Source organism: Pigmentibacter sp. JX0631 (genome assembly GCF_029873255.1).
Lineage (GTDB): Bacteria > Bdellovibrionota_B > Oligoflexia > Silvanigrellales > Silvanigrellaceae > Silvanigrella.
The window spans coordinates 1045034-1058165 of record NZ_CP123622.1 but is presented as its reverse complement, the minus strand read 5'-3'; the positions used below and the strand labels follow the sequence as shown (position 1 = coordinate 1058165).

At 32.4% G+C, this 13132-nt stretch carries 11 protein-coding genes; 8 read left to right on the top strand and 3 right to left on the bottom strand.

Translation table 11 applies throughout. The features are described 5' to 3' along the window. Nucleotides 1-20 precede the first annotated feature (20 nt). Nucleotides 21-1145 (bottom strand): phenylalanine--tRNA ligase subunit alpha, encoded by a 1125-nt coding sequence (gene pheS / locus QEJ31_RS04545; RefSeq protein WP_280592592.1) that lies wholly within the window; start codon nucleotides 1143-1145, stop codon nucleotides 21-23. Between the two features lie 252 nt (nucleotides 1146-1397). On the opposite strand from pheS, the gene QEJ31_RS04540 reads away from it, so the two are divergent. Beyond that, on the top strand, nucleotides 1398-2354 hold the full coding sequence (locus QEJ31_RS04540) for a hypothetical protein (RefSeq protein ID WP_280592591.1): 957 nt from the start codon (nucleotides 1398-1400) through the stop codon (nucleotides 2352-2354). 50 nt (nucleotides 2355-2404) lie between these two features. Here the strand turns inward: QEJ31_RS04540 and fumC are convergent, their stop codons facing one another. Beyond that, complete coding sequence (fumC, locus tag QEJ31_RS04535) at nucleotides 2405-3799, bottom strand: class II fumarate hydratase (RefSeq protein ID WP_280592590.1); 1395 nt, start codon at nucleotides 3797-3799, stop codon at nucleotides 2405-2407. A 192-nt stretch (nucleotides 3800-3991) separates the two neighbouring features. On the opposite strand from fumC, the gene QEJ31_RS04530 reads away from it, so the two are divergent. The 3 genes from QEJ31_RS04530 to QEJ31_RS04520 are packed head-to-tail and all read left to right on the top strand — an operon-like array spanning nucleotide 3992 to nucleotide 7004. After that, nucleotides 3992-4498, top strand: coding sequence for a hypothetical protein (locus tag QEJ31_RS04530; protein ID WP_280592589.1), 507 nt, complete (start codon nucleotides 3992-3994; stop codon nucleotides 4496-4498). After that, a complete protein-coding gene (locus QEJ31_RS04525; RefSeq protein WP_280592588.1) occupies nucleotides 4495-5430 on the top strand; it encodes a hypothetical protein in 936 nt (311 codons plus the stop codon). The genes QEJ31_RS04530 and QEJ31_RS04525 overlap by 4 nt, the downstream gene beginning before the upstream one ends. Before the next feature lie 2 nt (nucleotides 5431-5432). Then, on the top strand, nucleotides 5433-7004 hold the full coding sequence (locus tag QEJ31_RS04520; protein WP_280592587.1) for a response regulator: 1572 nt from the start codon (nucleotides 5433-5435) through the stop codon (nucleotides 7002-7004). A gap of 700 nt (nucleotides 7005-7704) precedes the next feature. Here QEJ31_RS04520 and gmd read toward each other — a convergent pair. Then, nucleotides 7705-8865, bottom strand: coding sequence for a GDP-mannose 4,6-dehydratase (gene gmd, locus QEJ31_RS04515; protein ID WP_280592586.1), 1161 nt, complete (start codon nucleotides 8863-8865; stop codon nucleotides 7705-7707). A gap of 163 nt (nucleotides 8866-9028) precedes the next feature. On the opposite strand from gmd, the gene QEJ31_RS04510 reads away from it, so the two are divergent. The 4 genes from QEJ31_RS04510 to rfbG are packed head-to-tail and all read left to right on the top strand — an operon-like array spanning nucleotide 9029 to nucleotide 13118. Continuing rightward, a complete protein-coding gene (locus tag QEJ31_RS04510) occupies nucleotides 9029-9997 on the top strand; it encodes a GDP-L-fucose synthase (RefSeq protein WP_280592585.1) in 969 nt (322 codons plus the stop codon). A gap of 18 nt (nucleotides 9998-10015) precedes the next feature. Beyond that, nucleotides 10016-11137: a glycosyltransferase gene (locus QEJ31_RS04505; protein ID WP_280592584.1), complete on the top strand. Its 1122-nt coding sequence runs from the start codon at nucleotides 10016-10018 to the stop codon at nucleotides 11135-11137. A gap of 25 nt (nucleotides 11138-11162) precedes the next feature. Continuing rightward, nucleotides 11163-12011, top strand: a complete 849-nt coding sequence (locus QEJ31_RS04500) for a sugar phosphate nucleotidyltransferase (protein ID WP_280592583.1) — start codon at nucleotides 11163-11165, stop codon at nucleotides 12009-12011. A 21-nt stretch (nucleotides 12012-12032) separates the two neighbouring features. Then, complete coding sequence (gene rfbG, locus QEJ31_RS04495; protein ID WP_280592582.1) at nucleotides 12033-13118, top strand: CDP-glucose 4,6-dehydratase; 1086 nt, start codon at nucleotides 12033-12035, stop codon at nucleotides 13116-13118. Nucleotides 13119-13132: the final 14 nt, after the last annotated feature.

Genomic DNA, 13132 nt, shown 5'->3' with positions numbered 1-13132 from the left:
TGTTACCTTTGTAAATGGGATTATGATAAAGTAAACGAATTTAGAAACGAAATATCTCCATCTAACATGGAACGTAGATCTGCTATTGCGAATCTATCTTTCGCCATCCGATCGATACCAAAACCTAATGCAAATCCACTATAAATTGAGGTATCAATGCCACAGCTTTCAAGTACTTTTCTGTTTACTAATCCACAACCACCTATTTCTGACCAACCCACATATTTACAACTCCGACAACCTTTTCCAAGGCATTGTTGGCATTGGACATCAACTTCAGCACTAGGTTCTGTAAAAGGAAAATAACTAGACCGAAAACGTAATTTCACAGGTCTCCCAAAAGCAGCATTCAACATTTCATTTACAGTATGTTTTAAATGGCCTAAGTGAATTCCCTTATCCACAACAAGACACTCTATTTGTCTAAAACTTGGGAGATGAGTCATGTCATATTCGTTCCGATAGACGCATCCAGGACAAACTATTTTCAGAGGCAATTTTCTTTCCATCATAGCGTGGCTTTGCACATTACTTGTGTGAGTTCTAAGTACCCACTCGCTCGCCAAGAAAAAAGTGTCTTGCATTTCTCGCGCAGGATGATCTTTAACAACATTCAGAGCATCAAAATTATAGAAATTGGTATCTATTTCTGGACCATCAACGACTGAAAAACCCATTCTTTGAAAAGGTTCTAGTAAGTCGCGCATTACAACTGATATTGGATGTCTCGTTCCTAAATTTAGTTTTGGAAAAGGTAACGTAATGTCTTCTGTTTGAGTTTCTAGTTTTTTTGTTTCTGCAGCAAGTCGAAAATTATCTAAAAAAGTTTTCAAATAAGCTTCGATTTCAGACTTAAGTTCATTAATAATTGCCCCTGCATTTTTTCTTTCTTCAGCAGGAATATTACGCAAGGATTTAAGCCATTCTTGTAATGGTGAGCGTTTTCCAGAAAATCGAATACGAATTTCTTCAATGATTTCAGAGGAAAATACTGTCAAATCGGGATTGCGATCCCCTTCTTGCCCAACAATTTGGATAAAGACTGATTTTTCATTTTGGATAAGAGTCTTTAATTCATCAATATTTTGATACTGAATAGAATATGGAGCATTTAATATTTGGGTGATATCTTCTGATTTTGACATACTACTTCTTACTCCTGCAAAATCTGACTTGAATGTTGATGAAAATATAAGCAAAAAACAATATTTCCTGGATGCGTCAGGCAATGCCGTTTATATACTGACTCTCCTAAATAGCAAAGAGTCAAGCAAAATTGAATTATTTTTCTCACTGATTTAATTTTTCTTATATTTATCTGTGCTATGTCTGAGGATATCCTTATTTTTTTAAGTTTAAACACTAATGTTTCTTTATAAAAACCTGAAGGGAGCACTATGTATCGATTTAAAAAAATTTCACTTATTTCCTTATTAATTATATTAAACTCATGTAAAAAAGATAAAGAAGAAGAAAAAGTAAAAGTGAATCCACCTGAAATTCATATTTTGTCTAATCAACATTCAAAACTTTTTACCGCACAAATGAATGCTGATGGCAGCTTTTCCTCTTATCAGGGGGAATGGATTGTTCCAGAGCATGTGACTTCAGTGAAAGTTATAGGTTGCTCTGGAGGAAATGCAGGTGGTGGTGGAGGTGCTGGTGGGGCAGGTGCATCTTACTATTTAGGTAGTTGGTTTGGTGCTTCTTGGGGTGGAAATGCCACTGCCGGAGGAGGAGCGAATGGCCATCACTCGGGAGAACCTGGGCAATTGGGACAATTAGGAAAATATAGGGATGAAAATAGCGGATGGTACTCTGCAGAAAAAACAGCAAATGGTTACCCACAATCCATCAGTGCAAAAATTTCAGGAACTTTTGGAACAGAAGGTGAAGTTTCTACTTTTGGTCCGTTGGCATTTTCAAAAGCTTCTACAAATACAAAAAATTCAGATAATACTATGAAAATAAAATCAAAATTTACTGACTACTCTGTCTGTTTAGGAGGGTTTGGTGGAAGAGGTGGGAATGGAGGACACGGAAGCTATTTCGAGTATCCCAACTTTTTAGAAGGACAAACGCGTTATTTTCATGGGGGATTAGGAGGCAAAGGAGGAGATGGACTCGATGGATACAGCAGTATAATTGAAGAACATACTTTAACTGTTACTCCTGGAACAAAATTCACTGTTTATGTTGGTGTTGGTGGTAAAGGTGGAATTGGTAGCAAAGAAAGAACTCCGCATCAAGGAGGAGCTCGAGTAATGGGCTCTGCTAGTGGGGATGGATTTCCAGGGCAAGATGGGCAAAATGGACGTCCTGGAATTATACATATTGAATGGATAGGAAAATAATTTTGGCTTAAGTTATTTTTATTTTCTATCCTTTTAAAGTGGAAGTTAAATTACTTCCCATGAGGTGAGAGCATTTTACTAGGATCAACCCAAGCTTCGAATTGCTCTGCAGTAAGGTATCCAAGTTTTATAGCTTCTTCCTTTAAAGTGGTTCCATTATGGTGAGCAGTTTTTGCTATCTTTGCAGCTTTATCATAACCAATATGTGTATTTAAAGCGGTAACCAACATCAAAGATTTTTCCATAAGATCTTTAATTCTTTGGGTATTTGCTTGTATGCCGCTAGCACAGTGTTCTTCAAAACCAAGAAAACAATCCGTTAGAAGGCGAATTGAATGAAGAACATTGTGAATAATCACAGGTTTAAAAACATTTAGTTCAAAATTTCCTTGGCTCGAAGCTACGGTAACAGCAACATGATTTCCCATCACTTGGCAACAAGCCATAGTTGCTGCTTCACTTTGAGTTGGGTTTACTTTTCCGGGCATAATTGAACTGCCAGGTTCATTTTCAGGAATGGAAATTTCACCAATTCCACAACGTGGACCACTTGCCAGCCATCTTACGTCATTTGCAATTTTCATGAATGCCGTAGCAGTTGTATTTAATGCTCCAGAAAGTGTTGCTAGTGCTTCTTGCCCAGCTAAAGCTTGAAATTTATTTGGCGCAGTGATGAAAGGAATTTTTGTAAATTCTGCTAATTTTTTTGCTATTCCTGTGGCGTAGTTTTTATGTGAGTTTAAACCAGTTCCAACCGCAGTCCCCCCAGCAGCCAATTCATAAACCATTTCCATTGCATTTAAGACTGCTTTTTTTGACATTTTTAATTGAACAACCCATCCACTTATTTCATCGCCAAGTGTCAAAGGAGTCGCATCTTGTAAGTGTGTTCGTCCAATTTTAATTATATTTTCAAATTCTTTTGCCTTTTTTTCAAAGGTAGAAATTATTTTATCAATTGCTGGAATAAAGTTTTCGTGAACAGCAATAGCAGCAGCAACATGCATTGCAGTTGGAAAACTATCATTCGTACTTTGTCCTCTATTAACATCATCATTTGGATGAACGGGTTTTTTACTTCCAATTTGCCCACCAGCTAGTTCAATAGCTCTATTAGAGATGACTTCATTGAAATTCATATTAGTTTGTGTACCAGATCCTGTTTGCCATACTACTAGTGGAAAGTGGTCATCCAATTTTCCTGCAATTACTTCGTCAGCGGCTTGACTGATATATTTTTCTTTTTCTCCATCTAGCTCACCGAGTTGGGAGTTTACTTGAGCCGCCGCTTTTTTGACTAAGCCATAAGCTCTTATAAATACACGAGGAAATCGCTCTCCACTGATTTTAAAATTTTGAAAACTCCGTTGAGTCTGTGCTCCCCAATAAGCATTTTGTGGCACTGCAATTTCACCCATGCTATCTGTTTCTATCCGAGTAGACATAGTAGAATCTCCTAAAAGGTAGAGAAGAAAGAAAAAAGTTTCCTTTCGGTAAATAAAAAGCGCCTAGAAAAGGCTAGCTAGATATTTATAGGTGTGGTCAAAGCTTGGAGCAAGTTTCTTGTGAACTAAAGAGGTCAGAATTAAGACCGATATTATTTTAACAAAATATTGTGTACTTTTGGGGTGAATCGGATGGAAGTAGTAGTAAACAATTCAAACGTTGAGTTTTCAGGGCTACTAAATGAAGAGTCTTCGATTGAAAAAATCAAAAAGGGTTTAGAACAAGCATTTGCAAACTCGAAAGATAAGATCATTCGCTTAGACTTCTCAAAAGTAAAAAGAGCTAATTCATGCGGGATATTAGCTTGGTATAAAATTCTCGACGAGTTTAAAGACGGGAAATGTATTTACATTAACGTTCCAAGATGGTTAGTTGAGCAATTTAACATTAGCGATTTTTTAAGTGAAAGAACTTTGGTTGAAAGTATTCAAGCAAATTTTTATTGCCCTTCCAATGACACGCATGAAACTCTGTTACTTACATTAGGAAAAGAAATACCAATTCAAGAAAGTTATGATGATTTCAGTTTAGTGATGAAGAATAAAGATGGTCTTGATTTAGAAATTGATTTTGAACCAAATGAATACTTTTATTTTATTTCTTCAAATATCAAACGATTTAAGGGGGAAGCGGCTTGAAAGTTGTTTGCTTCTTACCTGATTCCATAGCGTTTCAAAATAAATTAGGAATGTTAACACGTTCAGCTGGAGTTGATTTTCAACCTTGCAAAACTGAAGAAGAAGCAAAAATTTTTGCAGCAAAAGAAAAACACGAAAGATTTTTTTTGTTTGCTGATGCTAGGAAAGTAGATTTTTTAAAAGAGTTTTCTTTTGCATACCCAGAAAGTAGAATTATTGTGATTCTGCAAGAATCTCTGCAAAAAGTAATTCCAAGTTTGATGGATTGTGCGAATATACAATGCTTTGTTGCAACAAATAATGGTGAATTTGATGCCAGAGAGCTTATTTTATTATTGAAGAAATTTGAGACAAAAGATTATCCAGGTTTAGATAAACATCTGGGATTTCCATCCATTTTTAATGAAAAAAAAATTAAAAATCAAATTGATAAAAGAGAAGCGCTAACTAGTCTCGAAGGTTTTATCATTAAAATTGGCGGAAATAGCGAACGATTCCAACATTATGCGCATAGAGTTTGTGAATTAGCAGATGAATTATTGCTAAATGCTGTATTTGATGCAAATCCTCGCATGAAAAATAGTGCACGCCATGAAGCTTTTGAATTGGAAGATAGTGAAACGGTAAAAATGAAGTGGGGTTTTGACGGAGAAGTATTTGGAATTTCTGTCAGTGATCCTTTTGGTACTTTAAGTAAAAAAACAGTTATGCAATATATCGATGAAAATCAAAAAACAGAATCTATGGGAAAAAGAGTGAGTGGTGGATTAGGTATAAAGCTTATTTTTGATAGATTGCATCATTTTATAGTCAATGTAAAACCAGGAAAAATGACCGAAGTGGTCTGTCTTATGCGCTTTGAAAAACGATTTAAAGATTTTGACAGTCGATTAAGAAGTTTTCATTTTTTTGTTGTTGAGGAAAAGCATTAAAAATGTCAGCAGCAGAATTTAGCAAGGATCTGGATAAAGATCTTGCAGCCCAAATTCTAAAAAATGTTTCAACTGGTATAGCTCTTTTTAGTCCAGATGATCATTTCATGCGTTGGTGCAATGCTACCTTTAAAAAGCAAACTTGGTTTGGAGGCGCTGGAAAATCTGCGGCTAAAGTTAATATTAGTGATTTGTTTGATAAGAAAGATCATAAATTAATTTATGATCTTTTTAATATAGCAATGAGTTTAGGACAAGCCTATGACTTTCAACGTCAAGTAAGAAGAGGTCCTGTTGGTTCATTTCCTGCAGAAGTAAAACTGCATAAAATTATTATTCCGCAGAATGGAAATGAAGAAATTCTTATTTGCATGGAAATAGCAGATTTAAGTTTGACAAAAATGTATGATGAATTACAAAGTACGCATGCACAAATGCGTGAAAAAATGGCTGATCTTATGTCAGCTCAAGCCGAATTACATTACTCTGTAAGAATGAATACAATATCGGAAATTGGGGCAGATATTGCGCATCAATTGATAAATCCAATCACAATGTGTCGGGGAATTTTACAAACTCAAATCATGCCAGCATTAGCAGATCCTGCTTCGCAAGATGATATGAAAAAAGCCTTGCAATATATGCAAGATATTCAAGATTTAGCAGTGTGGTTTAGAAAATTCTCTAATCCAAAACTATCTGAAACACAAATTACTAAAATTATGAGTATGGTGGATGATGCTCTTATGCTAAATGTGCATCGTTTTACAACACAAGGTGTTACTTATAAAATTAGAAAAGATGATACGTATGATCCCGCTGTATTAGCAAATCCTGTTAACTTTATTATGTGGTTGAATGCAGCATTTGCAGAATTGTGTAATGTTATTCCTCAAGGTAACAGTGTTATTTATATTGATATAAATGGAAATGATGAGTTTGTTACTATTTCTGCTCAATGCGCTTGCATTCCAGGTGGAAAACAAAAAATAGCTACAACTACTTTGGAAAAATTTGCTAATAAAATGCCAGGTAGTGCTAAATTTGAAGCTATTTTACAAGATTCACATATTTTGTTCAGCCTTGGATTAAATTGTTTTCAAGAAGCAGAAGAAGCGCATAAAGAAGAAAATGAAAAAGCAAATTCCGTTGATAGTAGTAATACAGCAACAGAAAAATTTGCTGGAAAAGACAATCCTTTAGTTTTAATTGTTGATGATGAACAAGATATACGTAGGCTTGTGAAACGTGCAATGAAACAAGCAGGCTGGGAATCTATTGAAGCAGGTGATGGTTTAGAAGCCCTAGAGTATTTTCAACAAGAGGATAAAAAACCACTTGCTGAAAGAATTGTGGCAATTGTTTGTGATGTTAGAATGCCTAGGATGACGGGTCCACATTTTTTAGTTGCTTTACGTGAAGAAAAAATACAAACACCTTTCATTTTCTTTAGTAGTAACCTTGTAAATCAAGGTGGTGAAAATGGATTTAAATATGACAATGTATTTTATATAACAAAAGAAGCCGGTCTTGATGAAGTAAAAAAAGTTGTTAGTAAATTCATGCCGAAATAATTCTTTTTTCAAAATCTAGTACTTAGCTTAAAATCAAAATAATATAAAAATTTTTACCAAATGATTAATTTTTTCTAATTTGTGATATATAAAATTAAAAAATACTAAGAATGATCTAGACAATATTGAATAATAATGTTTTTTTATTTAAATCTAATAGAAATTATAGAAGCACATTTATTCCATCTACTCCAGTTTTAAGGATATACAACACTAATAGAATCAATATGTAGACGACAGATTTGGCTTTACCAAGCGGTAAATTGATACAAAAAATAGATAATAAATTGAAACATTTGAATTCAAAGAACTAGGTTATAAAAAATTCTTGTTGAAAAAATAACAGCAAATGACTTATGAAATTCAATAGCAAACAAATGATGGAACTCTTTTTTACCATTCATGCAATACCTTCTCAATTATTTAAGGTCACTGGATGAATTAGATATTTTCTTGATATTGCTTATAAACTCAAGCAGAATTAAAGTAATCTTTTAAAATTAAGCTTTTTCTTGATACCAATACCTCTTTCTTGTTTCCTTTAGCTTGTCCATTTGTTCTCCTTTCTATAGTTGAAAGTGACAACTTCAAATGGGGGTCAGGATTATATTCTAGTAATTTATAGAGTTAAATATTTTTATGCTTTAAATTATTTTTAAAAATGATTTTTGTTAAATTTGATTTGAAATGTTTATCTAGTTTAATTTCTAATATTTTGTTCATTCAAGACATTTTTTTGGTGCCAAGCTATAAAACCGCCATCATAATGAGATAATTCTTCCACTTTTTTGATATCATTTAAATTGCTACTTTGTAAATCCTTTATGCGTTTTATGTCTGCGAGGATCATTTCTTGGCAAAGTTTCTCAACATCAACAGTTGGTTCCCAATTTAAAAGATCTTTTGCTTTTTTTGCATCACCTATTAGTAAATCCACTTCAGTAGGACGAAAATAATTAGGATCAATTCTAATTAGTACTTTGTTAGTTTTATTGCATTTGCCAATTTCATTTACTCCGCTTCCTGAAAAATTAATTTCAATTCCAGCATATTTGAACGCCATTTTTAAAAAATCTCTAACTGATGTAGTTTTATTAGTGGCTAATACAAAATCATCTGGTGAATGATGATTTAAAATTTTCCACATACCTTCAACGTAATCTCTGGCGTGACCCCAGTCGCGTTTTGCGTCTATATTTCCTATATATAAACAGTCTTGAAGACCTGCAGCAATATTTGCAACAGCCATAGTTATTTTTCTTGTAACAAATGTTTCGCCTCGTAAAGGACTTTCATGATTAAATAGTATTCCATTAGACGCAAACATATTATATGCTTCTCTATAATTTACTGTAATCCAATAGGCATAGAGTTTTGCAGCTGCATATGGACTTCTAGGATAAAATGGGGTTTTTTCAGTCTGAGGGATTTCTTGCACTTTTCCATATAATTCACTTGTAGAAGCTTGGTAAAATTTTGTTTTGGATGATAAATTTAAAATTCTAATTGCCTCTAAAATTCGAAGAGTACCAATTCCATCTGCATTTGCTGTATATTCTGGTGTTTCAAAACTCACATGAACATGGCTTTGGGCGGCTAAATTATAAATTTGATCAGGCTGTGTTTCTTGTATAATTCGAATTAAATTTGTACTGTCAGTAAGATCTCCATAATGAAGAAAAAATTTTGCATTTGGATTGTGATGATCTACGAAAATATGATCAATTCTTTGTGTATTAAAAGAACTAGCTCTACGTTTGATACCATGTACAACATAGCCCTTTTTTAGTAGGAATTCAGATAAATAAGCCCCATCCTGGCCAGTAATGCCAGTAATTAGAGCAGTTTTTTGTTTTGTCATTTAATCTCTCCGCTTGTATATTACACAATTGTTAAAAAGTAGTTTATATGATGCTATGCTATAATTTGAATGATAGCTTTGTAGCATGTTTTCTCATACTATTTGCTTATATTTCAAGTATTTTATAATAAATTTCAGTTGCGAGGTTATAATTGTGGGGCTGATGAATAAAAGTGATAAGATTTTTGTTGCTGGTCATGCAGGATTAGCGGGAACAGCAATCGTTGAGTCGCTGGAGTATCAGGGTTTTTCAAACATTATAACAAGAACTAGAAGTGAGTTAGATCTTTTAAATTTAAACTCCGTCCAAGAATTTTTTCAAAATGTAAAACCTGATGTTGTCATTCTTGCAGCAGCAAAAGTTGGTGGAATTCATGCCAATAATACATTTCGAGCTGATTTTATTTTTGAAAATTTGCAAATTCAAAGCAATGTGATTTGGTCAGCACATGTAAGCAATGTTCATCGTCTCGTTTTTTTGGGAAGTAGTTGCATTTATCCAAAAAATTGTCCACAACCGATCAAAGAAGAATATTTACTGTCAGGAAAATTAGAATATACGAATCAACCTTATGCAATCGCAAAGATTGCTGGAATAGAGCTTATTAACAGTTTAAGAAAGCAATATAATAGAGATTATTTTTGTGTAATGCCTACTAATTTATTCGGAAAAAATGATAATTATCACCCTGAAAATTCACATGTTATAGCTTCATTAATTAGAAAAATATGTGAAGCAAAATTTTCAAATAAAAAAGAAGTTATTGTTTGGGGAGATGGAACTCCCCTAAGAGAATTTATGTATTCTAGGGATCTTGGAGATGCTGTTAGCTTTTTGGCTGCAAATGTATCTTTTAAAGATCTTGAACAGTGTCAATTAGGAAAATTACATAATCTTTCTCATATAAATGTAGGTTCAGGGGTTGAAATTAGTATTAAAGAATTGGCTTATAAAATTTCATCTTTAGTAAAATATGAAGGTAATATTAATTTTGATTTAAGCAAGCCAAATGGGACTTCACGCAAGTTAATGGATTGTTCTATTTTGAAAGAGTTGGGATGGGAATCTAAAGCTAATTTTGATGAATCCCTTTCTAAAACAATAGTTTTATTTAATCAATTAAAATTGTAAAATAAGTGAGGAAGTTAATTGAAATTAGCATTCTATATCCCTTCATTAAGAACAGGTGGAGCTGAGTATGTTGCAATTGAACTTTTAACATATCTCTCTCAGCAGAAACAATGGGAAGTTTTTTTATTAACGGACGTAAAATCATCTACTTTGCTTTCAAAAATACCTGATACAGTGTCCATAGTAGATTTGAATTATAGTTCTTCTAAAAATTTTTTAAATAAAATAAAAAACTTATTTAAAGCAATTAAATTAAATAAATTAGATTTAATTGTTTCCAATATAAGTAATTCAAATATACATATTTTATTGCTAAAGGTTTTTTATTTTTTGCCTAAAATTAAAGTTATTTGTGTTGAACATTCAATACCTTCTAAATTTTTAAAAAGAAGTAGATTCTTAAAAGATAAAATATTATCCAAATTATTATCAGTCCTTTATAATAAATCTGACGCTGTTGTTTGTGTATCAAATGCTTGTAAACTTGATTTAGTAAATAATTATAAAGTAAAAATTCAGAAATGTTTTTTAGTTTATAACCCAATAAATATTGAAAAAATAAAGATACTATCTCAAGAAAATATAGAGTATAATTTAAAAAAAATATGTAAAAATAGAAAAGTTATTAGCACAGTTTCAAGGTTATCCTATGAAAAAAATGTAGATTTTTTAATTGATGCAATAAAGCATCTTAGTGAGAACTATCCAGATTTAAATTTTGTTTTTTTGATTGTTGGAGATGGTCTTGATAGGGCTCGTTTGGAAAAAAAAGTATCTGCAAATAAATTAGATTATTTTGTAGTTTTCATAGGAAATACAGAAAATCCTTTTAAATATGTATCATTTTCAGATCTCTTTATTTTTGCAGGCAGATTAGAATCATTTGGAAATATTTTTGTAGAAGCATTAGCTCTTAATAAAAAGATAATGACTTTAGAAAGTCCAGGTGCTTTAGAAATTCTTGAAAATGGAAAATATGGTGAGATTATGGATGAAAATGTTTTAAGATTTAGTCAGAAGATGTACGATCTATTAAATCAAAAAGAGGATTTAAATGATTTGCTTTTAAAAAGAGCGTTAGATTTTGATAGTCAAAAATGTTTTGATAGTTACAAAGAATTATTAGAGAAACTGTCTTAAAAAAGTTTTATTTAAAGGATTTAGTATGAATGAAGACTCACCTTTGGTGCTAAAAAGTATAGCAGAAAAAATCCCAGTTGTTATTTTCGCTGGTGGTTTAGGGACTCGCTTGTCTGAAGAGACCATGAATTTACCGAAACCAATGGTTCCTGTGGGTGGTACGCCTATTATTGTTCATATAATGGATTTTTATGCAAAATTTGGTTTTTGTCAATTTGTTATCTGCGGTGGATATAAAATAGATCAAATTAAAAATTATTTTTTAACCCTTCCTTATGTTGAAAAAAATATTGAAATAAATTTTTCTGAAAATATGCATGAAGTTATTGTAAAACCTAATAAAGAACCTTTTCATTTTAATAGAAATAAATGGAAAGTCACTATTCTTGAAACTGGGTTGAATTCAATGACAGGTCACAGAGTCAGACAAGCTGTTGATTACTTAAATGAAAATACATCATATGAACACATTTGTTTAACATACGGAGATGGGCTAACTAATGCTAATTTGCATGAAGAACTTAAGCTCCATTTAAATCATACTGCATTAGGTACAGTTTTAGCAGTACATAATCCTGGAAGATTTGGGGTATTTGAATTTGATGATAGCAATAATAAAATATTGAGATTTGCTGAAAAACCAAAAGAATATATTAATGGCGGATATTTTATTTTAAGAAAAGGATTTGAGAAATTTTTGCCTGAAAATAATCCAGACAGTATATTTGAAAAAGAGCCGCTGCAAAATATGGCTGAACTAGGAGAATTAGTTATGTATAAACATGATGGTTTTTGGCAGTGTATGGATACAAAAAGAGATAAAGACTATCTTGAAAATTTGTGGAGTTCTGGTGAAATACCTTGGATGAAATAATTTATTAATAATGAGAATATTATGAGTAGCAATAATTTTTGGAAAAATAAAAAGGTATTAATTACGGGTAATACTGGATTTAAAGGTTCATGGTTGTCAGCTTGGTTAAATTATTTAGGAGCTGAAGTTTATGGTTACTCTCTTGAACCAGAAACGACACCAAGCATTTATAAGACCATTAGTATTGAAAATCTTGTTGATACAAAAATTGGGGATATTCGAAATCTTGACTTAATATCAAGTTATGTAAATTTAATTCGGCCAGAAATTATTTTTCATCTTGCTGCACAGCCTTTAGTTAGGGTTTCATATGCTAATCCAATAGAAACCTATGAAACTAATGTGATAGGAACTGCGAATTTACTTGAGTCAGTAAGACGTATGAAAGATCAATCGGTTCGTTCTATAGTTATTGTGACTACCGATAAATGTTATGAAAATAAAGAATGGTTTTGGAGTTATAGAGAGGAAGAAGCTTTAGGCGGCTATGATCCCTATAGTAGTAGTAAAGCGGCAACGGAATTAATTGTCTCAAGTTACCGCTCATCATATTTTAATCCAAGTAAATACTCTCAACATCAAGTTGGAATAGCCTCTGCAAGAGCTGGAAATGTTATTGGAGGAGGTGATTGGTCAATTGATAGATTAGTTCCAGATATTATAAAAGCTTTGACAAATAAAACTATTATTAAAATACGTAATCCTCACTCTATCCGCCCCTGGCAACATGTTCTTGAACCTTTAAGTGGTTATATTTTACTAGCACAAAAACTGTTTGAAAATGGTGATACGTATTCAGAAGCATTTAATTTTGGGCCCTTAGAAAATGACTCACGTAAAGTTTCATGGATAGTAAATGAGATCTGCGAATTATGGCGTGATGGAGGGAGTTGGTTAACAGAAACGGAACAACAAAAATTTCATGAGGCATTTAATCTTAAGCTTGATATTTCTAAAGCTAAATATAAACTTGATTGGGAGCCTAAGTGGGATTTAAAAAATGCATTAAAACACACCGTAAAGTGGTATGAAGCATATTTAAACAATGAGAACATGCTTAAATTAACAATGCAACAAATAAAAGAATATGAACAAATTGCTAAATAATTAAAGGAGTAATA